General features: G+C 68.9%; 21 protein-coding genes and 1 pseudogene. 16 read left to right on the plus strand and 6 right to left on the minus strand.

The window, feature by feature from the left end:
- Positions 1-120: 120 nt before the first annotated feature.
- Together ACIQPR_RS44205 and ACIQPR_RS44210 are read right to left on the minus strand one after the other, a co-directional pair.
- Complete coding sequence (locus ACIQPR_RS44205) at positions 121-1,518, minus strand: TniQ family protein (protein ID WP_403661709.1); 1,398 nt, start codon at positions 1,516-1,518, stop codon at positions 121-123.
- Between the two features lie 6 nt (positions 1,519-1,524).
- Complete coding sequence (locus ACIQPR_RS44210) at positions 1,525-1,779, minus strand: helix-turn-helix domain-containing protein (RefSeq protein ID WP_403661712.1); 255 nt, start codon at positions 1,777-1,779, stop codon at positions 1,525-1,527.
- Between the two features lie 63 nt (positions 1,780-1,842).
- Here ACIQPR_RS44210 and ACIQPR_RS44215 point away from each other — a divergent pair, with 63 nt between their 5' ends.
- From ACIQPR_RS44215 to ACIQPR_RS44235, 5 genes are all read left to right on the plus strand, one after another.
- Positions 1,843-3,639 (plus strand): TniQ family protein, encoded by a 1,797-nt coding sequence (locus ACIQPR_RS44215; protein WP_403661715.1) that lies wholly within the window; start codon positions 1,843-1,845, stop codon positions 3,637-3,639.
- Positions 3,636-4,406, plus strand: coding sequence for a TnsA-like heteromeric transposase endonuclease subunit (locus ACIQPR_RS44220; RefSeq protein WP_403661718.1), 771 nt, complete (start codon positions 3,636-3,638; stop codon positions 4,404-4,406). The genes ACIQPR_RS44215 and ACIQPR_RS44220 overlap by 4 nt, the downstream gene beginning before the upstream one ends.
- Positions 4,406-6,544, plus strand: a complete 2,139-nt coding sequence (locus ACIQPR_RS44225; protein WP_403661721.1) for a transposase — start codon at positions 4,406-4,408, stop codon at positions 6,542-6,544. Before ACIQPR_RS44220 ends, ACIQPR_RS44225 begins: the two co-directional genes overlap by 1 nt.
- A gap of 5 nt (positions 6,545-6,549) precedes the next feature.
- Positions 6,550-7,737 (plus strand): TniB family NTP-binding protein, encoded by a 1,188-nt coding sequence (locus ACIQPR_RS44230; protein WP_403661724.1) that lies wholly within the window; start codon positions 6,550-6,552, stop codon positions 7,735-7,737.
- Positions 7,738-8,035: 298 nt separating this feature from the next.
- On the plus strand, positions 8,036-8,761 hold the full coding sequence (locus ACIQPR_RS44235) for a hypothetical protein (protein ID WP_403661727.1): 726 nt from the start codon (positions 8,036-8,038) through the stop codon (positions 8,759-8,761).
- A 539-nt stretch (positions 8,762-9,300) separates the two neighbouring features.
- Here the strand turns inward: ACIQPR_RS44235 and ACIQPR_RS44240 are convergent.
- From ACIQPR_RS44240 to ACIQPR_RS44250, 3 genes are all read right to left on the minus strand, one after another.
- Positions 9,301-9,921, minus strand: a complete 621-nt coding sequence (locus ACIQPR_RS44240) for an RES family NAD+ phosphorylase (RefSeq protein WP_403661729.1) — start codon at positions 9,919-9,921, stop codon at positions 9,301-9,303.
- Positions 9,918-10,427 (minus strand): hypothetical protein, encoded by a 510-nt coding sequence (locus tag ACIQPR_RS44245; protein ID WP_403661731.1) that lies wholly within the window; start codon positions 10,425-10,427, stop codon positions 9,918-9,920. Before ACIQPR_RS44245 ends, ACIQPR_RS44240 begins: the two co-directional genes overlap by 4 nt.
- 64 nt (positions 10,428-10,491) lie before the next feature.
- Positions 10,492-10,860: a hypothetical protein gene (locus tag ACIQPR_RS44250; RefSeq protein WP_403661734.1), complete on the minus strand. Its 369-nt coding sequence runs from the start codon at positions 10,858-10,860 to the stop codon at positions 10,492-10,494.
- Between the two features lie 611 nt (positions 10,861-11,471).
- Between ACIQPR_RS44250 and ACIQPR_RS44255 the strand changes: the two are divergent.
- The 6 genes and pseudogenes from ACIQPR_RS44255 to ACIQPR_RS44280 form a co-directional block, all read left to right on the plus strand.
- Positions 11,472-11,786 (plus strand): annotated as a pseudogene (locus tag ACIQPR_RS44255) (ATPase, T2SS/T4P/T4SS family); the annotation flags it as partial.
- A 28-nt stretch (positions 11,787-11,814) separates the two neighbouring features.
- Positions 11,815-12,693 carry a type II secretion system F family protein gene (locus tag ACIQPR_RS44260; protein ID WP_403661737.1) on the plus strand — a complete coding sequence of 293 codons (879 nt, stop codon included), beginning with the start codon at positions 11,815-11,817 and terminating at the stop codon, positions 12,691-12,693.
- Entirely contained in the window at positions 12,690-13,547 is an 858-nt protein-coding gene (locus ACIQPR_RS44265) for a type II secretion system F family protein (RefSeq protein WP_403661740.1), read from the plus strand. The genes ACIQPR_RS44260 and ACIQPR_RS44265 overlap by 4 nt, the downstream gene beginning before the upstream one ends.
- Before the next feature lie 111 nt (positions 13,548-13,658).
- Positions 13,659-13,889, plus strand: coding sequence for a DUF4244 domain-containing protein (locus ACIQPR_RS44270; protein WP_403661743.1), 231 nt, complete (start codon positions 13,659-13,661; stop codon positions 13,887-13,889).
- Positions 13,876-14,274, plus strand: a complete 399-nt coding sequence (locus ACIQPR_RS44275; RefSeq protein ID WP_403661746.1) for a TadE family type IV pilus minor pilin — start codon at positions 13,876-13,878, stop codon at positions 14,272-14,274. Before ACIQPR_RS44270 ends, ACIQPR_RS44275 begins: the two co-directional genes overlap by 14 nt.
- A 101-nt stretch (positions 14,275-14,375) precedes the next feature.
- Complete coding sequence (locus ACIQPR_RS44280) at positions 14,376-14,726, plus strand: Rv3654c family TadE-like protein (RefSeq protein ID WP_403662033.1); 351 nt, start codon at positions 14,376-14,378, stop codon at positions 14,724-14,726.
- Here ACIQPR_RS44280 and ACIQPR_RS44285 read toward each other — a convergent pair.
- On the minus strand, positions 14,623-17,145 hold the full coding sequence (locus ACIQPR_RS44285) for a DEAD/DEAH box helicase (protein WP_403661749.1): 2,523 nt from the start codon (positions 17,143-17,145) through the stop codon (positions 14,623-14,625). The genes ACIQPR_RS44280 and ACIQPR_RS44285 overlap by 104 nt on opposite strands.
- Before the next feature lie 80 nt (positions 17,146-17,225).
- Between ACIQPR_RS44285 and bldG the strand changes: the two genes are divergently transcribed.
- The 5 genes from bldG (at position 17,226) to ACIQPR_RS44310 (ending at position 23,282) form a co-directional block, all read left to right on the plus strand.
- A complete protein-coding gene (gene bldG / locus ACIQPR_RS44290) occupies positions 17,226-17,567 on the plus strand; it encodes an anti-sigma factor antagonist BldG (protein ID WP_003975386.1) in 342 nt (113 codons plus the stop codon).
- Positions 17,568-17,685: 118 nt separating this feature from the next.
- Positions 17,686-18,123: an ATP-binding protein gene (locus ACIQPR_RS44295; protein WP_403661752.1), complete on the plus strand. Its 438-nt coding sequence runs from the start codon at positions 17,686-17,688 to the stop codon at positions 18,121-18,123.
- Positions 18,124-18,409: 286 nt separating this feature from the next.
- On the plus strand, positions 18,410-20,815 hold the full coding sequence (locus tag ACIQPR_RS44300; RefSeq protein ID WP_403661755.1) for a sodium-translocating pyrophosphatase: 2,406 nt from the start codon (positions 18,410-18,412) through the stop codon (positions 20,813-20,815).
- 218 nt (positions 20,816-21,033) lie between these two features.
- A complete protein-coding gene (locus ACIQPR_RS44305) occupies positions 21,034-21,630 on the plus strand; it encodes a small secreted protein (RefSeq protein ID WP_403661758.1) in 597 nt (198 codons plus the stop codon).
- Positions 21,631-21,761: 131 nt separating this feature from the next.
- Positions 21,762-23,282: a methyltransferase gene (locus ACIQPR_RS44310; protein WP_403661761.1), complete on the plus strand. Its 1,521-nt coding sequence runs from the start codon at positions 21,762-21,764 to the stop codon at positions 23,280-23,282.
- The last annotated feature ends 231 nt before the right edge of the window (positions 23,283-23,513 follow it).

A 23,513-nucleotide genomic window follows, 5' to 3' on the forward strand; every position in this document is an offset into this window, starting at 1 on the left:
GTGGTGTTCAGCTGGCAGACGCCTCTTTCACGTCGGTCCACGCCAGGGAGCAGGTGCATCAGCAGGGCTCCAGCGCGGGTTGAGAGGGCACAGCGTCTGACGATGTCGGGCTTGGGCTGTTCAGGTGGCCTGCTCCGAGACGGGACGGCCGGCAGGCGGCGTCGTTGCGAGCGGTGCTCTTCCTGGGAAGCCGTGCCTCTCCGCGTCTGCCGGGGATGCTCCAGCGCTTCGCCGAGCAGGGTGAGGTTCTTCACCACGGTGTTGAGGACGGGTGGCTCCACGGGAGCTGCCATGGGAGTGCGGCTGATCTCTGCTCCGGGCCTCTGGGTGCAGTCGGTAGGGGGACAGGGCGTTGACGTAGGCGGGGCCCTGGTAAGGCAGGGACACCAGGTCGGTGCGTAGGGCCTCGCGCAGGTGCGCGGTGTCGTGGCAGAACGGCCCGAAAACCAGGGAGGTTCCGTGCAACTGCTGCCCGTAACCCATGAGATGGGCGAACGGATCTCCGAAGCGCGGCTGCTTGACCTTGAGCCACTGTACCGACCGTTGTGGGCGGAACTCGTGCGTCGACAGACGCTGGGCCACGCGTGCGGCGCCGGCCATGCGCAGAGGGTCGGTCCACAGCGGCGACAGCTCCGGCTCCACCTCAGGCCAGGCGGTACCCGTGTCGTCGAAGAACCGTACAGGCCGCAGTGGTTCCTGGGCCCTGGACAGCATGTCGGGGGTGAGACGCTGGGCGGCGAGGGCGGTCAGCGAGGCGAACTCCGTCTCCCGGGCGGACTCTTCAGGCGTGCCGTAAAGCCAGCGCAGCAGCCGCTTCTGCCCTTCAAGAACTCGCGCATCGGCGACCGGGACCGCCACGTCCTGGTCCAGGCGACCACGGCACACGGTGGTTGAGCCGTCTTCAGGATGCCGGGCGAGGTTCAGGAGCCGGGCGTTCGGTGCCAGCCGCCGTAGTCGGCACACGCGGCTGTCCCAGCTCCAGCACAGCCCACTCTGGACCCGTTTGCACCGCGGGCAGCAGGTGCGCAGGCACACCCTGTGGTCCAGGCAGGCGAAGCTCCACGGCAGCTTCCACTCCAGCCGCCACTGACCGTCCTGGGCAAGGCGCTTGGGGCAGAAGTTGGAGTGGCGGCGAAGAACCCAGGCCCCGGCGGACCACGCGGTCAGCTCTCCCGGACGGCGGTAGGGCGCGGACGGGAGATTGGGCAGAGCGGTGGCGGCGAAACGCGACAGCAGCATGCCGCTGATCGTTTCCGCGAGTATGCCTGTCGCCGCGCCGAGCGCGTCCGCGGACGCGGGAGCAAGGCCCAGGCCCGCCGTGGTCGGGCGCATCTCTCCTCGCGCCGCAAGTCCCAGGGCGGCCAGGATGTCCGGCTGGCGTGTCCCGTAGAGCAGGCCGATCCGGTTAATCCAGCTGGGCAGCGACTCCCTGGTGCCGGGCAGGGGAACGGCAGGCAGCCGGCGTGGCGCCCCGGCCTGCGGGGCAGGCGGGCGGACGCCTGGGTCCGGTATGAACATGGTCCGTTACTGCCGGTCCGGACCCATGTCCTGGAACAGCTCGGAGGGGGTCACGCCCAGAGCCCTGGCCAGTGCGGGGATGCGGTCGACGGAGATGCTGTGGACCGAGGCCTCGACCTCCGCGTAAAACGACCGGTCCATCCCCGCCGCGGCCGCCGTCGCGGTCTGGGTCATTCCCGCCCGCATACGCAGAACCCGAAGACGGCGCCCGAAGGCCAGCCGCTGAGCCGGGACGCCTGCATCGGGATTGCTGTTCGCCACAGACCAGACCGTAGTACAGTCCCACGCTTGTAGGAGATCTCCTACAAGATCATATTAGGGTGGGTGCTGGTGAACAACGGAGGGCTGCCGCGTCGGCTTCCGTCGTTGCCGGTTCCCGTCGAGGGTGAGTCGTTCCCGTCCTGGCTCAGCCGCGCCGCAGCCGACTGGCAGATCGCCCCGGGGCGGGCCGCGCAGGCGCTGGGTCTGGAATGCCACCCGGGCTACGCGGGGGTACGGCCGCTGTGGTTCGGTACCGCGCTCACGCGGCGAGGCCTCCAGGGCGTCGGGGCGGCCACCGGCCTGGACGAGCATGTGATCGAGGCGATGCAGCTGTCGCGGTATGCGGGCACCGTGCTGGATTTCACCAGGCACGACCAGCCGGCACAGCGGGAGGAGAGCCATACCAGGCTCCGCAACCGGGAGTGGGCGCTGTTCACGTCCAGCCGCGCGTGCCCGCAATGCCTGGCTTTCGCTCCGGTGTGGCCGCTGTGGTGGCGCCTGGGCGTGGCCGCTGTGTGCCCCGAGCACCATGTCCTGCTGGTGGATACCTGCCGGCAGTGCCATGCGCGTCTCGGCTCCGGTTACGCCGGCCAGCCCCGCGGCCTGACCACCCGGTACGAAATATCCGACCTGGACCGGTGCAACAACCGACGCCCCGCGAGCAGGAGGCGCAAGGCCGGGTTGTGCAGCCAGAAGCTGGCCGCACTGCCCACCGTGCCCGTCCCGGCCGAGCTCGCCGACTTACAGCAGCGCATCCTCGACATCGCCGACGGCGGTCCCGCCCGGGTGGCAGGCAGCCCTGTGACCGCGGCGGAGTTCTTCGCCGCCTTGCGGTTCACCGCCGCCGTGGTGCGGCTGGTGGCCACCACCGACGAGATCGACGCGTGTGCCACCCTGCCCGATACGGCCGCTGCCGCGTTCACGGCCGACCAGCAAGAGCGGGAGCGCGCCAGCCGGGGCGGCGCGGGCAGTCAGCTGCAGGCCAGCCCGCCCAGTGCCGCGCACGCCGCAGCCGTACTCGCCCTGAGTGCACCAGCACTCCTCGCCCCCGACCCCGGCACCTGCCAGAGTTTCCTGGCCCCGTGGATGGATAGGGCTGTCGCCCTGCGCCGCACGCCCGGCAAGAGTGACCCGCTACGGCCCATACCCCGCCCTGTCTGCCTAGATCCCCTGCTACGTGCCGCTGCCCTGCCCGCCTCCCGTGTCGCCGGAGTCCTCGCCAGGCGCCCCCAGTCCCTGCCCTCGTTCACCGCGGACCACCTGCCCCACCTCGCGGACGCCGACGACTACACGGAACTGCTCGCCCGGCATCTGCCCGGCACCGCCGCCACGAGTGGAAGGCGCCTGGCCGCTCTCGCCCTGGCCCGGCTCGCGGGCGCCGTCAGCTGGCAGCAGGCCGCCACCGAGCTGGCCATGGACCCTGCCAAGGCCGCCCGCGTGACGAACACGCTCGTCCAGCGCATCAGCGACGCGGGAGCTTTCTGGCAGGACATCGAACGACTCGGTGCCCGCACCGTCGAGCGCAGCCTGACCGACTACGCTGCCCGCCGCCGGATGCTGGCTGCACTGACCACGGTCCCGCACGCCGTGCTGTTCGAGGTGTGCCACCCACTGGGGCACGACGTCACCGTGCAGCGCCGCCGCCATGCTGCCGCCTGGATCTGGCAGTACTTCACCGGCGGCGATGTCCGTGAAGCCCCCGCCTACGCCCCTGACCTGTGGATACCTGCCAGCAGGTCTTCCGTCCGCGAGGGCGGGCGGCGCTTCGCCACCTGGCTGCCTGAGGCCGTCGCCCGCCGCCTGACCGCCTATGGGCAGGCCCTGCTCGATTCCCCCACCTCAGGAAAGACAGCGGCATGAGCCCGAGGAAGACACAGACCCTGCGGCCCGTACGGCACGCGTCCCGCCAGCTGTACCTCCACTACTACGACGCCGGCGGCATCGAGCGCCTCCTTCCCGCAGACCAGGCCCGCGAGGTGCGCTTCGAGACCTGCCAGCCGGCCCGCGACTTCCCCACCTACCCAGGGCAGGAGCACACCCCCGGCTCCTACTGGGCGGCCAGCAGCGACACCGTCCTGGACTACGAGAGCTTCCTGGAAGCCCGCTGGATGAAAATCCTCGACTTCGACGAGAAGGTCGACTGCTTCGCGGCCCAGCCGTTCATCTTCGAGGGCGTCGACGCCGACGGGACCTGGACCCACTACCCGGACCTCTTCGTGCGGCGCACCGACGGTTCCGTGCTGCTGCTGGACGTCAAGAACCCCGAACAGATCGGCAAACCCAAAGTCCGTCTCCAGGCCGCCCGCACGGCCTCCGCCTGCCGGCAGCTCGGCTGGGACTACACGATGGTGGGCGAGCCGGATGCGCAGCTATGGGCGACTGTCGAATGGCTCGCCGGCTACCGCAGACCCCTGAACGCCGCGGCCCCTGTCGCTCACGTCCTGCTCTTCCGCGCCCAGCAGCCCCTCAGCATCGCCGAGTTGCTCTCCCTGTGGCCCGAACCGGACATCGAACGAGCCGTCACCTACCACCTCATGTGGCACCACCGCCTGCTGTTCGACCTCACCCGCCCGCTCCGCGACCACACCCAGGTGTGGGCCGCGCCCGCTCCGGAGCACGCCGCCTGATGGACCAGCGCTACCGCATCGCAGCCGAAGACTGGATCGAATTCGAGGAAGAACAGCACCAGGTCACCGGCCTCACCGGCGCCCTGGTCCGGCTCCGCTCGATCTCCGGACACCACCAGACGATCATGCTCACCATCCTGCTGACCGACGCCTCCTTCCGCGCCCTGGCCGCACCGCCGGAGCAGGCCGGCAAAGACACCGTGGGTCTCGATCCCGGCGGCGTTCTGGAGACCCTGAAGAACAAACAGGCCCGCGAGAACGCCCTGGAACTCGAAGCCCACCTGCACGAGGCCACCACCGGCTACCGCTCCGGCTCCCCCTTCGAGGCCGAACCCGGCGAGCCCCGCCCGGACTATCACCCCGACCTCCTGCTCACACACCGCGTCGCGGCCAAGGCGGCGGAACTGGACCTGACGGAGCGCCGTGTCTGGCAACTGCTCGGCGCGTGGGAGGAGAAGGGCCTGTGGGGTCTGGTCGACGGCCGTAAAGCCCGGCTGAAGAACCCGCTGCGCAACATCGACGAACGGGTGATCACCGCGATCCGCGAGCAGGCCGCCGCCGAGCGCCTCGACAGCTCCTCCAGCGTCTCCACCCGCTTCAGGCGCCGCTGCCAAAACCGCCTGGACGAGGACTACGGCCCCGGCACCGTCCCCCTGCCCAAGCCGGACACCTTCCGCCGCGCGGTCAAACTCCTCCTCCACCGCGGTCCCTCCGACCCCGCCTACCAGCGGATCTCGGACGCCAACCAGCCCGACCGCACCTTCGGCAACGTCATCGCCCACCGGCCCGGCCAGGTCGTCATGCTCGACACCACTCCGCTCGACGTCCTGGCCTACGACCCCGCGATGAACGACACCTACAATGTCGAACTCACCATCGCCATCGACATCGCCACCCGCTGCATCCTCGCCTGGCGCCTCACGCCGCTGGGAACCAAGGCCATCGACATCGGCCTGCTCCTCGCGGACGTCATGACGCCCGAGCCGATGCGCCCCGAATGGGCCGACGCCCTGCGCTACCAGATGCTCCGCGTCCCCTACGAACGTCACCTCAGCGTCGACGAACGCCTCGCCGAAGCGGCCGCCCGGCCCGTCATCTACCCGGAGACCCTGCTCTACGACCACGGCAAGCCCTACAAGTCCGACGTCGTCAAGCGCGCCTGCCGCACATGGAGGATCGACCTGCAGGACGCCCGCAAGCTGAAGCCCACCGACAAACCCCACGTGGAACGCCTGTTCGGGACGATCCGGGAACAGTTCTCCATGCACGTCGCCGGCTACAAGGGCTTCAACGTTGCCCACCGCGGCAAGAACGTCGAACAGCAAGCCCGCTGGACCCTGGACGAGATCGCCGAGTTCTTCGCCGAATACGTCGTCACCGTCTACCAGAACCAACACCACTCCGGGCTGCACCTGCACGGCTTCCCCGACCTGCACGTCTCACCCAACGAGGCGTACGCCATGGCACTCGGCTCGGCCGGCTACGTCGACTGCCCCCGCGACCCCAAGATCTACTACGAACTGCTGCCCATCGCCGACAACGGCCGCACCATCAACTCCTACGGCGTCGAGCTCAACTACCTGGTCTACAACGCGGACGTGCTCTACCAGTTTCGCCGGGCCAAGTCCCCCTACGACAACGGGCAGTGGCCCATCCGCTACGACCCGCGCAACCTGCTGCACGCCTACTTCCACAACCCCCGCGACGACACCTGGTACACGCTGCGGTGGACCAAAGCACTCAGCGACCTGCAGCCCTTCACCGATATCACCCTGCGCGAGGCCAAACGCCTGGTCGAACTCCGCGGCGGCGACCCGAAGGACAAGGACTACCAGGAGCAGATCGCCACAGCCCTGTGGGACCTGCAAAACCGCACCGACGCCCCCGAGACGTGGACCAAGACCGACCGCACACGCCACACCCGCGACCGGCACCGCGCCCAGGCCCAGGCCCAGGACGAAGCACGCTCCACCCCGGCCGTCCCCGCCGCACCGCCGCTCCCTGCGGCCGACACCGCGAGGCCGACCGTCCCTGCCTTGCACGCCGTCCCCGACCTGAGCGGCGAAGACGACGACTTCGACCCGTTCACCGTCCAGCCCGCCGAGGTCTGGAACCCCCACACCAGCCAGGAGGGCTGACCGCCATGCTCACCCCCGACCCTTTCGACGACCAGCCCGAAGAGGCCTTCGGATCAGGCGACTTCAGACACCCCGGCCTGTCCGAACCGCGCACCAAGGAGGAATGGCGCGAATACCTCGATTACGTCCTCCCGCCCAAGCCGGTCCTGCTGCCCCTGGCCGTCTACGAACAGCTCAACGACGAGGAACGCCGCCTGCACAACGCGGCCCGAGCCGCCCACCACAGCGCCCTGGTCATCGTCCGCACCAGCCAGATGCAGACCATCCACCACCAGATCCGCCGCCGGATGATGACCAACGCCTTCCAGCCCGCCGGTGCCCGGCGCAGCATCGTTCTCGACGGCCCCGCCACCCTCGGCAAATCCACCCTGGTCAAGACGTTCGCCTACGACTTCGAGCACGGACTGCGCCGCAACCACCCCGACCGCTTCGACAAGCGCTACGTCCTCGACGGCCGGCTGATCGACTACACGCCCGTCGTCTACATCAACATCCCCTCCCAGGCCACCCCGAAGGACTTGTCGATCGCGCTCGCCCAGTACCTCGCCCAGCCCTACCGCTCCGGCGCCACCAAAAGCGACATCACCCGCCTCGTCCTCGAAAACATGCGCCGCGTCGGCGTGGAACTCGTGATCATCGACGACGCCCACTTCATGGACCTCTCCCTCAAGGAGGGCAAGGTCGTCAACGACCATCTGAAGCACATCGCGAACCACACCGCAGCCACCTTCATCTACACCGGCGTCGACCTCAAGCAATCCGGCCTCTTTCTCGAAGGCACCGGCGACGCCCGCGCCACCCAGACCGCCGGCCGTAACACCCTCCTCCACATGACCCCCTACAACATCCGGACCAGGGAAGAGAAAGGCGACTGGGTCTCCGTCATCACCGCGATGGAAGAGGCCCTCGTCCTGTACAAGCATCGGCCTAACACGCTCGTCGGCGAGTGGAAGTATCTGTACCGCCGTACCGGAGGCAACATCAGCTCTCTGGCGGAACTCATCCGCGAGGCGGCCGCCGACGCGCTGCTCACCGGCGCGGAGCGGATCGACCGCCCCCTCCTCGACACCATCGTGATCAACGAGCACGCGCAGAGCACGTACGACACGAAGTGGCACGAGAACCCTTTGCCTCCCCCAAGAGACCAATGCCCCAACCCTGAGGAGGAAGACGGCCAGGCCGCAGCTGGCTAAAACCCCGGCACGCCGTGATGCGACGATCCAGCAGTTGGATGCGGCCCTGTTGTCGTATGGCTACGGCGAACAGACATGTAGCTCTCGCTCTCCGTAACTATCTTGCGACGGTCCCGATCTCCTGACGCGCGACGGCGCCGCCGTCCGCTGTGAGGGTAAAGGGTGCAAACAGTGCACCGTCCCCCTCGGCCACCTGACTAGAACCTGCTGAAGCAACTCTCTGCGACACCATGTCACCTGACGTCACAAAGTGGTTGGATGGGAGCCGGGATATTGGCGCTCATGATTGGGGAGGCAGATGGCCCCGTCTGTCCTTGAGGAGTTCGAGAACTATGCGTACTTCTCGGTTCGCGTCGACAGGTTCTTCCATGCGGCCAACATCTATGGTTCTAACCACGATAAACTGAAACAGGCCCATCGGGAGATTCCTGAACATGACGTGGTGCGTGAGGCCCTGCGAGACGAGCGGACCGACGAGCAGTTTAGGAGATTTTGCGTCGTTGCTGTCAATAGCCTCAACTGGATGGCCACGACTGGCATATTCTCCGACCAGGATGACGCGGCACCGAGGCGGGTCCCCGATGATATGCAAAATTTTGCATACTACACGTGCTATTGCTTCCAGTGGACTCTCTTTGAGAATTTTGTCAAGAAGATTGTGCGACGCGCCATGGCGGCAGAGGTGCTGCCGCCTGATATCTGCGACGAACTGAATTCTAAGTGGTACAAGACTAAACAGTTCCTGGACTGCATCGAATCTGGAAGGGTATTCGGGAGCAGTCCGTTCGTCACGGTCCTTCCTGTCACGGGATGGGTCCCCGGTATGGAAACTTGCACCTATGCCGACCTGAATAAGATTCGAGAGTTACGTAATCTCTTCATTCACGGAGTGGATGATCCGGAGATCACTCCTGAAAGTATCCTGTCTCAGGAGAAAGTGTATCGTAGGAGCATGATGATCCTCCGATGTTTTGCTTCAAATGTTCAGCAAGATGTCGGGAGATTGTTGGGCGATGTCAATTGAGTTGTTCATGGGTGGTATCTTTGCGCTTCAATTGGTCAGATCGTTCTGTCGCTGCGCGATACAAACGGTCAAGATCACCTGCCGGAGGATACTCCCTGTCCATTCTCTAAGCCTTGTGGATCACTAATATCAAACAGGTGCATGCTGGGGAGAAACATGCACCTGCGACTGCCATCAGGTATCAACCGTCTGTAACGCACATCCAGAAACACGCGGGGCCCAGTCGCTCCTTGGTCCTGTCAATAAATCGGTGGCGCCCATCGGCTCACTGGGTGGCCACGGTGATTGGGGATGGCGAGGTATGCCAGGATCTGCATCGCGGTCGCCGCCGGGAGACTGTGTCCGCTCGGGATGTGTCTCACGGAGCCGCCCAGGATTCCCCAACTCCTGCGATGATGCGGGATTTCTTTGATACCCGGGACACGCAATCAACGGCAGGTCAGCGGAAGCGTGGATGCGAGCAGCATCCGACGATATTTTCCGCTCCAGGGGCACGCCGTCGCGACGGCTTGCCGATCATAAAACCTCCATCTGCAAGCTCAGTCGAAGAGCGGAGCTGGAGGGAAGCATTGGATGCCGTACTTTCGCTCGACTTCCCTGAGCAGAGTCCATCCAATGGGCAAGGGCCGTTGGCAGCTGAGGAGGTCATCGCGCTCGCCGGGCAGCCCGAAGAAGGCAACGCAGCTAGGGTCGGTGGCGTTCGCCTGCCGCGATCTATGTCGGATGCCCTCGAAGCCAGCCTTCCTGAAGGCCCGGCCCCAGCTTTGCGTTTGCCGCCGATTTGTCCCGACCTGGATTTCTGCACCGATGCCCCAGGCGCCAAGGTGAGTATCAGAAATGTCTGCAATTTGGTGCGGCCTCCTCGCTGTGACCTCTGAAATTCTTCGATCGGCAGCCCAAGTCGTGGAGACGGTTTTTGTTCCGGCGAGATGCTCTAACAAGGCAACTTCAGGGGTGTCAGCGGTGCAGCAGCAGCCGTACTCGGTCCTCATATTCTTGGGCGGATCAAACCGGCAGTAACCGCAAGTGCAGTAGTGCAAGGCCCCAAAGCAAGAGCGGTGCGACCGGAAGAGAGTCCGTGAGGAGTCGATCTGGAGCGAGGGAAAACGGTCTCCGAGCTCTGTGATCTTCTTCTTGCTTTGAGGGGCGCGTGACATCATTGAGCCCACCTCTTTGCGACAACTCTCACTAGCTCGAAAAGCTCTTCAACCCTCCCTTCATCTTTAAGCAGATCAGATGGCCTTGCGTCTTCGAGCTCGGCGCAGGGCTCGTTCATCCAGGCGGCAATCATGTAGGGGTCGAATTCGCCGTTCGAGCGAAAGACTCGGAGCACGCGCTCCGCGGCAGGGAGGATCTCGCCTCGCATGAAGTCAAACTGCCACTGTGGATAGTGGGTGGTCTGCTTCCCGGGCAACCCGATCAAGGTGTGGTTCCGGACCCGCTTCTGCAAAGCCTGACGGGATAGGCCAAGCATCTCCGTGAGCTCGGTGGTCTGGACCCGGTCTCCGACCGCCCGCGCCCAGGCGATCGGTGCCAGAGCCGCGCGGCCGGCTTCGTAACCGACGTCGTAGGCGTCAACGTCATCCGGAAGCTCTTCCGCCAGCTCCGGCATATGGTTCACGGCATCCCGGAACCCTTCGATTAGGCGATCCATTCGGTCGCTCATGTACTCATAGTGCGTCCACCCGTCAACCTCGGCAATCGGGGGTTATATCCGGTCTCGCTCGGGCCTACTTGAACAGTGGAAGCGGAGTGAGGGTGCCGTTGGGGTGGTGCTGATTTCGCAACATCTGGTTGTCGCGGTGGAGCGAGGCGATGATCGTGGCCGCAGCGATTTGTGCCAGCTGCGGAGCAAGGTCACGGTTGGGGTGCCGCTGGCGCTGGTTGAGCAGGATCCACATGTTCGCCGCGAAGGTCCCGGGACGAGTCGACCCACGCGGCCACTGGGTCGACAGCGACTTCGTCCAGGCCAGCAGCATCTTGAACAGATCCGGATCCGCCCTGATCAGGAACGTCTCCGGCCCCCGGCCAGCCAGCTGTTCGTCGACAAACACGCGGATCAGCCGCAGCCTCTGGAGGCGGCTGCTGGCCGTGTCCATCCTGCGCCCCGTCAGGTCGACGTATCAGACCCGCTCATCTTTAATCTCGGCCGCGAGCGTCTGGCAGGCGAACTGCAACGGGTCGAGTTGCAGGACCCGTTTCTCCCCGGGAGTCTGGCGTGACGACCTGCCGGATGCCGATCCTCTCTGGCCTCGTAACGGGCTCCTCGTGCCGGAAGTCCCGGCGCCGTTCACCGCGTCGCGGCATGCCCGGCCTCCCGGTTCGAGCGCTGCCGCTGAATGAGACATGGCGCAAAGGCTGCCACAGGATACGGCGACAACTCCTGGCTGGAATCGTAGAGTTGGCGCGGGTAATGCGCCCTCCGTGAGGAGGCGCGACAGTCGGGTTCTGCGGTAGGGACCCGGCTTGTTGCGCCGACGATCAGGCCAGTGCCCCACCCCGTCGAACGCGCCGTGCTACGTCGATGCTTCAGATACGTCGAACCTTGCTGGCCCGCTCCTTTGACGGTGAGTGACGAACCTGCGATGTCTACCCTGCGCTCGGATCGGGCACTGAAATCTATCGTGCGGTGAATGTGTTGCAGGTCACCTCGCAAAAGGTTTCAGCGCCCTGGTCAGCAATGTGCCGACTGAAATCTTTCCTGCTATCCGACAGCGGCTGCGGAACCGTGCACGCGAACGCCGCGGCCGACGTCCCCGCCCGCCTGGAGGCACTGGGTACGGCCGCGGGCCTCGACCGGGCCGCGCTGCACAGCCAGTTGGCGGCGGCGCTGTCGGTGGTCCTGCATCTCGTACGGGACCGGGCCGGGCGCCGCCGGATCGCCGAGGTCCATGTCCTGGAGCGGGATTCCTCCGGGCTGGTGCGGACGGTGCCGGCGCTGCGCTGGGGCGAGGAGGCGTTCGCGTACGAGCGGGGATGGGAGCGGCTGCGGGAGTTGATCCGGGGCGCGGGCGAAGGGAGTTGACGGTGGTCGGATGCGAAGGGGAGCGGTGATGGGTGTGGGAACGGGTGGGATTCCGGTCGGGCTGGCCGCGGTGTGTGCCGGAGCTCTGGTCTGGCTGGCGAGCGGGCGGCAGTCCGGGGCGCGGCGGGCGCGGTTGCTGTTCGCGGGCGGCGGGGCGGTGGGCGCGGACCCGCCCTCGTGGGAGCGGGCCGCCGACGAACTGCGCCGGATCCGGGGCCGGTTGCGGGCCGAGTGGTGGTCACTGGGCCTCGGACTGGCGGTGGCGGTACTGGGCGCTTCAGTGGTCCCGGCCGTCGCGGGGGCGGTCGGAGTGCCGTTGCTACGGCGGCTGCGGCTGGCCGGCGAGGACCGGCGGGCGCGGGAGTCGCGCGGGGACGCGGTGATCGCGCTGTGCTCCGCGCTGGCCGGCGAGGTGCGAGCGGGGCGGCAGCCGGGGGAGGCGCTGCTGCGGGCCGCGCTCGACAGCGGCGGGCTCGGGCAGGCGCAGGCCGCGGTGCTGGCGGCGGCGCGGTTCGGCGGCGACGTACCGGGCGCGCTCGCCTCGGCGGCCCGACAGCCGGGCGCGGACGGTCTCTTGGGGCTCGCCGCGTGCTGGCGGGTCGCCGTGGACCAAGGAGCGGGGCTCGCGGCGGGACTCGACCGGCTCGAAGCGGCGTTGCGCGCGGACCGGGACCAACGGGCCGACCTCCGAGCCCAGTTGGCCGGGGCGCGAGCCACCGCCGCGATGCTCGCCGGACTGCCGGTGCTCGGGCTGCTGCTCGGCGCGGCGATGGGCGCCGATCCGTTGCGGGTGCTGCTGCACAGCGCGGCGGGGGTGGGGTGCCTGGTGGTCGGGGGGTTGCTGGAGGGACTGGGGATGTGGTGGGCGTTGCGGATCGTGGGCGGGGTGGAGGTGGAGGCGGAGTGAGCGTGGAAGTTGTCCACAGGCTGGGGGTCGTCCTGGGGGCTGCGCTGGTCGTGGCGTGGCTGGTGCGGCGGCTGGACGGGCTGCGGCGGGAGCGGAGGGCTCGGCGGCGACTGGCCGGCTTGTTGCTTCGGGACGCCCGGGAGGGCTGGGACGGCCGGGAGAGCTGGGCTGGCCGGGAGGGCCAGGGCCTTCAGGGGTTTCGGGAAGTGCCGCTCGCCGGGCGGCGGTTCGAGGTCCGGGATCTCGCGCGGCGGTGGTTGCCCGTGGTGGGTGTCGTGGGTGCCGGGTGGGTGTTGGTCGGTGGGGGCGCCGGAGTCGTGGTGGGCGTGGCTGTCGCGTGCGGGCTGTGGTGGTGGCGCCGTAGGCAACTGGCCGGTGGCGCCGTCGATCAGCGCGACGCGGCCGGTGCCGCACGCCAACTCCCCCTCGCCGCCGATCTGCTGGCCGCCTGCATCGCCGCCGGGGCCTCGCCGGTGATCGCCGCCCAGGCCGTGGGCGAGGCACTGGCGGGACCCTTGGGGGAACGGCTGGCGCGCGCGGCGGCGGAGGTCCGGCTCGGCGGTGAACCGTCCGACGCCTGGCGGAGGTTGGCCGCGCTCCCGGGGGTCGGCCCGTTGGCCCGCCTGCTCGAACGGGCGGATGAGTCGGGGCTCCCCGCCGCCGGACCGGTCGCACGGCTCGCGGCGGAGGCCCGCGCGGACTGGACCCGCACCGCGACGGCACGGGCCCGGAGAGCGGCCGTCCTGATCACCGCGCCGGTCGGGCTGTGCTTCCTGCCCGCGTTCATCGCGGTCGGAGTGCTGCCCGTGGTGATCGGGCTCGCTGGCGGGGCGACGCGGGGAGGTGGTGGCTGAGCCGACGACCGAGCGACCGGGCAATGAAGCGATCGAGCGAGCAATGAAGCGGTCGACCGCGCGATGAAGCGATCAAGCGACTGAACCAACAGGAACCTCACGGGGGTTGAGATGTACAAGGCAGTGCGGGGAGTACGGGAAGCGGCGGTACGGGCGGTCCGAGCGGTGCGGGTACGGGTACGGGCGCACCGGGGCGACGCCGGTATGGCAACGGCTGAATACGCGATGGGGCTTGTCGCGGCGGTTGCGTTCGCCGTGGTGCTCTACAAGGTGGTGACCAGCGGAGCGGTCAGTACGGAGCTCCAGGACATCGTGAAGCGGGCTCTCGATGCCAAGGTGTGAACGCCGGGGCGGGGACCGGGGGTTCGTGACGGCCGAGGCGGCCGTGGTCCTGCCCGTGCTGGTGATGTTCGCGATGGCGCTGGTGTGGGGGCTGCTGGTGGTGGCCGCGCAGATCCGGTGCGTGGACGCGGCACGCTCCGGCGCCCGCGCGGCGGCCCGGCAGGATCCCGCCGACGCGGTCGTCCAGGTCACACGGGACACGGCACCGCGCGACGCGCGGATCACCGTCTCCCGGGACGGCGACCAGGTCCATGTGGTCGTGGTCGCGAAGCCACCGATGCTCGGCGGGCTGCCGTTCGAGGTGCGGGAGGAGGCCGTGGCGGTGGCGGAGGAGACGGTGGCGGTGGCGGAGGAGACGGTGGGGGACGGGAGGGCGGGGCCATGAGGCGTCGTGTGCCCGCACTGGGACGCACGAGATTCGGCCACTTGGGCCGGGACGGGGACCGTGGGTCCGCCACCGTGTGGAGCCTGGGCGCGATGGCCGTGATGTGCGTCGTGTTCGGGGTCGTGCTCGCCCTGGGGCAGGCCGTCGTGGCCCGGCATCGCGCGGCCGGCGGTGCGGATCTCGCGGCCCTAGCGGCGGCCGACCACTGGGCGGAGGGCGGTACGGGGGCCTGCGCCCGGGCGGAGCGGGTGGCGCTGGCGCAGGGGACCCGGCTGGTGCGGTGCGCGGTCGTGGGAGAGACGTCGGACGTGACGGCGACGGCCGGCCTGGGACCGTTCGCGGCGGAGGTCAGGGCACGGGCGGGACCTGCGGGGCCGGTACCGACGACGGCCCCCGCTCTGCCTCCTGCGGGGCCGGTGCCGGTGTCGGCGCCTCCCGCAGCAGCTCCGTGAGCAGCCGTACCGCCCCCCGCTTGTGCAGCGGATCGTTGCCGTTGCCGCACTTGGGGGACTGGATGCAGGACGGGCAGCCGGCCTCGCACTCGCAGGAGGCGATGGCCTGGCGGGTGGCGGTGAGCCAGGCGCGGGCGGTGTGGAAGGCGCGCTCGGCGAAGCCCGCGCCGCCGGGGTGGCCGTCGTAGACGAAGACCGTGGGGAGCAGCGTGTCGGGGTGCAGGGGGATCGAGACGCCGCCGATGTCCCAGCGGTCGCAGGTGGCGAAGAGGGGGAGCATGCCGATCGAGGCGTGTTCGGCGGCGTGCAGGGCGCCGCCGAGGATCTCGGGGTTGACGCGGGCGGCGTCGAGCTGGTCCTCGGTGACCGTCCACCACACCGCGCGGGTGCGGAGCGTACGAGGAGGGAGGTCGAGTTTCGACTCGCCGAGGACTTCACCGGTGATGACACGTCTGCGGAGGAAGGAGACGACCTGGTTGGTGACTTCGACCGAGCCGTAGCACAACCTGCCTTGGCCCCAAGGGAGTTCGACGTCCGTCTCCAGGACGGAGATCGTCGTCGTGTCGCGGGCGACCGTCGAGTAGGGCGGGTTCGCCTCCTCCACCAGGGCCACCGAGTCGTCCAGGTCCAGGGAGCGCACCAGGTACGTGCGGCCCTGGTGGAGGTGGACCGCGCCCTCGTGGACGGTCGTGTGGGCGGCGGCCTCGTCGACCGTGCCCAGCAGGCGGCCGGTGCCGTGCTCGACGATCTGGACCGGGCTTCCGCCGCCGCCGCGGATGTCGGTGAGGTCGGCGGCGCGTTCGCGGCGCGTCCAGTGCCAGGCCTTCGCCCGGCGGCGGAGCAGCTTCGCGGCCTCAAGCTGCGGGAGCAGGTCCGCCGTGGCCGGGCCGAAGAGGTCCAGGTCGTCGTCGGTGAGCGGGAGTTCGGCCGCCGCCGCGCACAGGTGGGGGGCGAGGACGTACGGGTTGTCGGGGTCCAGGACCGTGGACTCCACCGGCTGGTCGAACAGGGCCTCCGGGTGGTGGACGAGGAAGGTGTCCAGGGGGTCGTCGCGGGCCACCAGGACGGCCAGGGCGCCCCGGCCGGAGCGTCCGGCGCGGCCGGCCTGCTGCCACAGGGAGGCGCGGGTGCCGGGGTAGCCGGCGATCAGGACGGCGTCCAGCCCGGAGACGTCGATGCCGAGTTCGAGGGCGGTGGTGGCGGCGAGGCCGAGCAACTCGCCGGAGTGCAGGGCGCGTTCGAGGGCGCGGCGTTCCTCGGGGAGGTAGCCGCCGCGATAGGCGGCGACCCGGCGGGCCAGGGAGCGGTCTACCTCGGCGAGGCGTTCCTGGGCGATCAGGGCGATCAGCTCGGCGCCCCGCCGGGACCGTACGAAGGCCACTGAGCGCACTCCCTGGACGGCGAGGTCGGTCAGCAGGTCGGCGGTCTCGGCGGTGGCCGTGCGGCGGACCGGGGCGCCCTTCTCGCCGTGCAGCTCGGTGAGCGGGGGCTCCCAGAGGGCGAACACCAGCTCACCGCGCGGGGAGGCGTCGTCGGCGACCTCGACCACCGGGAGGCCGGTGAGGCGGCGTCCGGCGACCGAGGGCTCGGCGGCCGTCGCGGAGGCCAGCAGGAAGACGGGGGAGGAGCCGTAGCGGGCGCAGAGGCGGCGCAGTCGGCGCAGTACCTGGGCGACGTGGGAGCCGAAGACGCCCCGGTAGGTGTGGCACTCGTCGATGACGACGTACTTCAGGGACTTCAGGAAGGAGGACCAGCGCGGGTGCGAGGGCAATATGCCCCGGTGGAGCATGTCGGGGTTGGTCAGGACGTAGTTGGCGTACTGGCGGACCCACTCGCGTTCCTCGAACGGAGTGTCGCCGTCGTACACGGCCGGGCGAACGGCATTGCCCAGAGGTTGTGAAAGTTCCTTCACGGAGCGCAGCTGGTCGGCGGCCAGGGCTTTCGTGGGGGCCAGGTAGAGGGCGGTGGTGCCGCGGCCGTTCGGGGCCTCGGAGCCGTCCAGGAGCGCGGAGAGGACGGGTACCAGATAAGCCAGCGACTTGCCCGAGGCGGTGCCTGTGGCGACGATCACTGACTCGCCGTCGAGGGCGTGCTCGGCGGCCTGTGCCTGGTGGGCCCAGGGGTGTTCGATACCGGCTTCCTGGACGGTGGCGATCACCTCCGCGCGAATCCGGTCAGGCCAGACGGCATGGCGGCCCTCACGTGGGGGCAAGTGCTCCGTATGAGTGATGCGCGAAGCCCGGCTCGGTCCGGATGCGAGCCGGTCCAGAACCGTGCCCGGCGAGAGCCCGGACACGGGGTTCGCCGAGGGTCGATCGGATCGCTGATTCTTGGCCATCGGCACCGAGTGTGTCACTGGCGTGACGGACAATGGAGCCAAGGCGTCGTGCACGCCCTGCGGTAAGTGATTGAATGCCATCGCGGCTGGCGAACCGTCCTGGGGGCTCTGCCGAGGTGTCCCATGGGATGACCGCTCGATAGCAAGGTGCTGGAGGATCCGTGGACCTGTCCCTGTCGACCCGTACCGTCGGCGATCGTACGGTCGTCGAGGTCGGTGGCGAAATCGACGTATATACCGCGCCCAAGTTGCGCGAACAGCTGGTCGAGCTGGTGAACGACGGGAGTTTCCACCTCGTCGTCGACATGGAGGGCGTCGACTTTCTCGACTCCACCGGGCTCGGTGTGCTGGTCGGCGGCCTGAAGCGGGTGCGTGCCCACGAGGGCTCGCTGCGCCTGGTCTGCAACCAGGAGCGCATTCTGAAGATCTTCCGTATCACCGGCCTCACCAAGGTGTTCCCGATTCACACCTCGGTCGAGGAAGCGGTGGCGGCCACCGACTGACCGACCGTTCAGGGAGCGGTGAACGACCGCTCCCCGATCGGCCGTATAGACGACCGGTGGACCGGGCTTTCGGCAGCCCGGCCCTCCGACAGCACGCCCGTAGTCCCGAGGGGGATGCATGGCCACCGTTGAACTCCGCTTCAGCGCGCTGCCCGAGCACGTCAGGACCGCCCGACTGGTGGCGGCAGCGGTGGCGCGCAGGGCCGGAGTGGACGAGGCGGTACTCGACGAGGTGAGACTCGCCGTGGGTGAGGCCTGCACCCGCGCCGTCGGGCTGCACCAGAGCAGTGGGATCACCGCCCCGGTGAAGGTGCTGCTGATCGAGGAGGAGAAGCAGTTCTCCATCGAGGTCGGCGACGAGGCACCACGTTCGGCTCCCGGCGACAAGGCGCCCGGGACGTCGGGCGGGGATCCGGACGCGGAGGCCGAGGAGGACGAGATGGGTCTCGCCGTCATCAGCGGGCTCGTCGACGACGTCGAGGTCACCGCCGGAGAGCACGGCGGATCGATCCGTATGACCTGGCCGACGACTCCGCCGGCCACGCAGCTTTCCTGAAACCGCCGCACACCACAGCCGAAGGGCCCTGCTGAGCAGGGCCCTTCGGCATTTCCGGGAGAGTTCCGTGGGCATGCGGAGACAGGGCTTCCCCGGTATCCTGGAATTCGTGAATCAATTCACGATCAATGCCCCGCGCGACACCCGATAATTTGATCAAGCACCAATGCTTTTAAGGCATTACTATGCGAAGGCCAATTCCGTTTGCCGCGCACTGTTTTGATCAGGTTCCGGTACCTACAATCCGTCCACATCTTGAGCTCAGCACAGGCGTCAAGGAGGACGAATGGCGGGGCTTTCTACCCCTCAGCAGTTTGACCACCCCACAACCTTCGCAGCCGCAGTCCTGACCCACGACAACCGCATCCTCGTGATGGTGATCGGCCTCGTGGCACTGGCGGCACTCGTGGTCGCGGGCATCCTGGTCCGCCAGGTGCTCGCGGCGGGCGAGGGCACGGACAGCATGAAGAAGATCGCGGCAGCGGTCCAGGAGGGCGCGAACGCCTATCTGGGACGGCAGTTGCGCACGGTCGGCGTATTCGCCGTGATCGTTTTCTTCCTGCTTCTGCTGCTGCCCGCGGACGACTGGAATCAGCGCGCCGGACGATCGATCTTCTTCCTGATCGGTGCGGTGTTCTCGGCGACCACCGGCTATATCGGCATGTGGCTCGCCGTACGCAGTAATGTCCGTGTCGCCGCGGCGGCCCGGGAAGCGACCCCGGCGGAAGGTGAGCCCGAAAAGGATCTCACCGCCGTCTCGCACAAAGCCATGAAGATCGCTTTCCGCACGGGCGGCGTCGTCGGCATGTTCACGGTGGGGCTCGGTCTGCTCGGCGCCTCCTGCGTGGTGCTGGTGTACGCGGCCGACGCGCCGAAGGTGCTGGAGGGATTCGGCCTCGGCGCCGCCCTCATCGCCATGTTCATGAGGGTCGGCGGCGGCATCTTCACCAAGGCCGCCGACGTCGGCGCCGACCTGGTCGGCAAGGTCGAGCAGGGCATCCCGGAGGACGACCCGCGCAACGCCGCGACCATCGCCGACAACGTGGGCGACAACGTCGGCGACTGCGCGGGCATGGCGGCCGACCTCTTCGAGTCGTACGCCGTGACGCTGGTCGCCGCGCTGATCCTCGGCAAGGCGGCCTTCGGCGACTCCGGACTGGCCTTCCCGCTGCTCGTGCCGGCGATCGGTGTGATCACCGCCATGATCGGCATCTTCGCGGTGGCGCCACGCCGGGCCGACCGCAGCGGCATGTCCGCGATCAACCGGGGCTTCTTCATCTCCGCGGTGATCTCGCTCGTGCTGGTGGCGGTCGCGGTCTTCGTCTACCTGCCGTCGTCGTACGCCGACCTCGACGGCGTCACCGACGCGGCGATCAAGGTCAAGGACGGCGATCCGCGGATCCTCGCGCTCGTCGCCGTGGCCATCGGCATCGTGCTCGCCGCACTGATCCAGCAGCTGACCGGCTACTTCACGGAGACGAACCGCCGTCCCGTGAAGGACATCGGCAAGACCTCGCTCACCGGCCCGGCCACCGTCATCCTCGCGGGCATCTCGCTGGGCCTCGAATCGGCCGTCTACACCGCGTTGTTGATCGGTCTTGCGGTCTACGGCGCGTTCCTGCTGGGCGGCGCCTCGATCATGCTGGCGCTGTTCGCGGTGGCGCTGGCCGGCACCGGGCTGCTCACCACGGTCGGTGTGATCGTCGCCATGGACACCTTCGGGCCGGTCTCCGACAACGCGCAGGGCATCGCCGAGATGTCCGGCGACGTCGAGGGCGCGGGCGCGCAGGTGCTCACCAACCTGGACGCGGTCGGCAACACCACCAAGGCCATCACGAAGGGCATCGCCATCGCCACCGCCGTCCTGGCCGCGTCGGCGCTCTTCGGGTCGTACCGGGACGCGATCGTCACCGCCGCGAGCGACGTCGGCGAGAAGGTCTCCGGGGCGGGCGCGCCACTGAACCTGATGATGGACATCTCCCAGCCCAACAACCTGGTGGGCCTCGTCGTCGGCGCCGCGGTCGTCTTCCTCTTCTCGGGGCTCGCGATCAACGCGGTCTCGCGGTCCGCCGGTTCGGTGGTCTACGAGGTGCGGCGGCAGTTCCGCGAGCACCCCGGGATCATGGACTACAGCGAGACACCGGAGTACGGCCGCGTCGTCGACATCTGCACCAAGGACGCGCTGCGCGAACTCGCCACGCCCGGCCTGCTCGCCGTGCTCACCCCGATCGCCGTCGGGTTCACGCTCGGCGTCGGCGCGCTCGGCTCGTTCCTCGCCGGCGCGATCGGCACCGGCACGCTGATGGCGGTCTTCCTCGCGAACTCGGGCGGCGCCTGGGACAACGCGAAGAAACTCGTCGAGGACGGCAACCACGGCGGTAAGGGCAGCGAGGCCCATGCCGCCACGGTGATCGGCGACACGGTCGGCGACCCGTTCAAGGACACCGCGGGACCGGCCATCAACCCGCTGCTGAAGGTGATGAACCTCGTCGCGCTGCTCATCGCGCCCGCGGTCATCAAGTTCAGCTACGGCGACGACAAGAACATCGGGGCGCGCATCACGATCGCGGTGCTCGCGTTCCTGGTGATCGCCGCCTCGGTGTACATCTCCAAGCGGCGCGGAATCGCCGTGGGCGACGAGGACGACGCCGGGCGGGTGGCCAAGAAGGCGGACCCCGCGGTGGTTTCGTAGACGGTCCTACGGGCCCGGTTCGGGGGGCCTTGCGAGGTCCCGGCCAACAGGCGGGCGGGTGGCGCGAGTTGTGGGCGCCGCCCGCCCGTTCTGGGTGTGTTCAGTCCCTCGCCGTGAGCCTTCTCTCGCTTGGTGCAAATGGCCCCAAAAGCTCTTCTGTCGGTCATCCGGCCCGGGGATGCGGCCTGTGCGGCGTGTATGTTCCGGGGCCGAGAGCCATGGAAGGGACCAAACCGGTGAACAAGAAGCTCGCGGTCGCACTGTCCGGCGGTGCGGTACTGGTACTGGCGCTGTCGGGATGCGGTGGCGGCGGCGACGACAGCAGCGCCAAGCTGGACGCCTGGGCCAAGCAGGTCTGCCTCGGGGTGCAGCCGCAGGCGAAGAAGATCGAGGCCGCCAACACGGCGATCCAGAAGGAGACCTCGGACAACAGCACCCCCGAGCAGGTCCGGCAGACCGACTCGCAGGCCTTCCAGGACATGTCCGACGCCTACAAGGCGATCGGGGCCGCCGTGAACAGCGCCGGGGCGCCCGACGTCGACAACGGCGCGAAGAAGCAGCAGGACGCGGTCACCGAGCTCAACGGCATCTCCGCGTCGTACGCCGCCCTGAAGAAGCAGGTCGACGGACTCGACGTCAAGGACCAGGCGAAGTTCGCGGACGGCCTCAAGGGCATCGCGACCTCGCTGGACAAGCTCAGCAGCAGCGGGAACGACGCCCTGAAGACCCTCGAAGAGGGCGATGTCGGCAAGGCGATGACCAAGCAGGCGGCCTGCAAGTCGGCGTCCGCGTCGGCCTCGACCGGGACCACCTGATCTCGTCCGGCGAACCGCGCCTCCTGTAGGCAGCGATCTTTCAGTGGCTGAAAGATGCCCCGGTACGCGTGCGTGCCGGGGCGTTCGCACGCGCGGGCACGGTGTCGGCCGGAGCGGCCACAATGGGGGGCGTGAGTAACTCCACCCCGCCCCCGCTGCCCGCATCCGACCGCCCGGAGGTCGCCGCCCGGCTCCGGGACGCCCTCCTCGGCGCCTCCTTCACCGCGGACGGACTGCTCGACCTGCTCGGCGCCCCCGCCTACGCGGCACTGGCCCGCAGCGAGACGGTGCCGGCCCTGAGGGCGACCCGGGGCGACACCCCACTGGAGACCCTGGTCCGCCTGTTCCTCCTCCAGCAGCCCGTGCCGCACGCGCGCGTGGCGGACGTCCTGCCCGTCGCCGCATGCCTGGAGAGCGGCTGGCTGACGTCCGCGGGCGCCGACGAGGTCGCCGCGACCGTGGACGTACGGCCCTACGGCGGGCCCGGCGGCGAGGACTGGTTCATCGTGTCCGACCTGGGATGCGCGGTCGGCGGGGCGGGCGGCATCGGCAGCCGGGACGAAGGTGTCGTCCTCGGGGTCGGCGGCGCGTCCACCACCCTCGCGGGCATCACCGTACGGACGCCGGTGGCCGCCGCGCTCGACCTCGGCACCGGATCCGGCATCCAGGCGCTGCACGCGGCCCAGCACGCCACGCGCGTGACGGCCACCGACGTCAACCCGCGCGCCCTGCACATCACCGCGCTCACCCTGGCGCTCTCCGGGGCCCCGGCGGCCGACCTGCGCGAGGGATCCCTCTTCGACCCGGTCCGCGACGACGAGACGTACGACCTGATCGTCTCGAACCCGCCCTTCGTGATCTCGCCGGGTGCCCGGCTCACCTACCGCGACGGCGGGATGGGCGGGGACGATCTGTGCCGGTCGCTCGTTCAGCAGGCGGGGGACCGGCTGCGCGAGGGCGGATTCGCGCAGTTCCTCGCCAACTGGCAGCACGTGGAGGGGGAGGACTGGCAGGACCGGCTCAGGTCGTGGGTGCCGCGCGGCTGCGACGCGTGGATCGTGCAGCGCGAGGTCCAGGACGTCACGCAGTACGCCGAGCTGTGGCTCAGGGACGCCGGCGACCACCGGGGCGACCCGGCCGCCTACGAGGCGCTCTACGACGCGTGGCTCGACGAGTTCGAGGCCCGCAAGGTCAAGGGCGTCGGCTTCGGCTGGATCACGCTGCGCAGGACGGATTCCGACACCCCCTCGATCACCGTCGAGGAGTGGCCGCACCCGGTCGAGCAGCCGCTCGGCGACACCGTGCGCGCGCACTTCGACCGCGTCGACCATCTGCGCGCCCACGACGACGCGGCCCTGCTCGCCGCCCACTTCAGGCTCGCCGCCGAGATCGTCCAGGAACAGGTCGGGCTGCCCGGCGCCGAGGACCCCGAGCACGTCGTGCTGCGCCAGCACCGAGGCATGCGCCGGGCGACCAAGGTCGACACGGTCGGCGCGGGCTTCGCCGGCGTGTGCGACGGCAGCCTGAGCGCGGGCCGCATCCTCGACGCCATCGCCCAACTCGTGGGCGAGGACCCGGTCCTGCTCCGCGACCGGACGCCCGCGCAGATCCGGCTGCTGGTGGAGCAGGGGTTCCTGGAGCCCGCCGACTGACGGCGTTTGGCGGGTGCGCCGCCTCGTGCTCCGTCGACCGCTCTGCCTCGCGCCGGGTGCGGGCTCGCGTGGGGTGCGGGCTCGCGCCGGAGCGCGGGTGTGCGCCCGAGCGCGGCCTCGCGTCGGGTCCCGCGCCCGTCACGCCTGAGGCCCGCTCGCGCCACTGAGCCGCCTGTGGTCCCGCCCGGCGGGATCGGTGGGATTGGTACGGAAAAGCCCTCTTGTCAGTGG

The organism is Streptomyces sp. NPDC091280 (genome assembly GCF_044768565.1).
GTDB lineage: Bacteria > Actinomycetota > Actinomycetes > Streptomycetales > Streptomycetaceae > Streptomyces.

Bases quoted from the DNA above. Each gene is read 5' to 3' on its own strand.
- ACIQPR_RS44205 (WP_403661709.1), bottom strand. From the start codon at position 1,518: ATGTTCATACCGGACCCAGGCGTCCGCCCGCCTGCCCCGCAGGCCGGG.
- ACIQPR_RS44220 (WP_403661718.1), top strand. From the start codon at position 3,636: ATGAGCCCGAGGAAGACACAGACCCTGCGGCCCGTACGGCACGCGTCC.
- ACIQPR_RS44225 (WP_403661721.1), top strand. From the start codon at position 4,406: ATGGACCAGCGCTACCGCATCGCAGCCGAAGACTGGATCGAATTCGAG.
- ACIQPR_RS44230 (WP_403661724.1), top strand. From the start codon at position 6,550: ATGCTCACCCCCGACCCTTTCGACGACCAGCCCGAAGAGGCCTTCGGA.
- ACIQPR_RS44235 (WP_403661727.1), top strand. From the start codon at position 8,036: ATGGCCCCGTCTGTCCTTGAGGAGTTCGAGAACTATGCGTACTTCTCG.
- ACIQPR_RS44240 (WP_403661729.1), bottom strand. From the start codon at position 9,921: ATGATGTCACGCGCCCCTCAAAGCAAGAAGAAGATCACAGAGCTCGGA.
- ACIQPR_RS44245 (WP_403661731.1), bottom strand. From the start codon at position 10,427: ATGAGCGACCGAATGGATCGCCTAATCGAAGGGTTCCGGGATGCCGTG.
- ACIQPR_RS44250 (WP_403661734.1), bottom strand. From the start codon at position 10,860: ATGGACACGGCCAGCAGCCGCCTCCAGAGGCTGCGGCTGATCCGCGTG.
- ACIQPR_RS44260 (WP_403661737.1), top strand. From the start codon at position 11,815: ATGGGTGTGGGAACGGGTGGGATTCCGGTCGGGCTGGCCGCGGTGTGT.
- ACIQPR_RS44270 (WP_403661743.1), top strand. From the start codon at position 13,659: ATGTACAAGGCAGTGCGGGGAGTACGGGAAGCGGCGGTACGGGCGGTC.
- ACIQPR_RS44275 (WP_403661746.1), top strand. From the start codon at position 13,876: ATGCCAAGGTGTGAACGCCGGGGCGGGGACCGGGGGTTCGTGACGGCC.
- ACIQPR_RS44280 (WP_403662033.1), top strand. From the start codon at position 14,376: ATGTGCGTCGTGTTCGGGGTCGTGCTCGCCCTGGGGCAGGCCGTCGTG.
- ACIQPR_RS44285 (WP_403661749.1), bottom strand. From the start codon at position 17,145: ATGGCATTCAATCACTTACCGCAGGGCGTGCACGACGCCTTGGCTCCA.
- ACIQPR_RS44295 (WP_403661752.1), top strand. From the start codon at position 17,686: ATGGCCACCGTTGAACTCCGCTTCAGCGCGCTGCCCGAGCACGTCAGG.
- ACIQPR_RS44300 (WP_403661755.1), top strand. From the start codon at position 18,410: ATGGCGGGGCTTTCTACCCCTCAGCAGTTTGACCACCCCACAACCTTC.
- ACIQPR_RS44305 (WP_403661758.1), top strand. From the start codon at position 21,034: ATGGAAGGGACCAAACCGGTGAACAAGAAGCTCGCGGTCGCACTGTCC.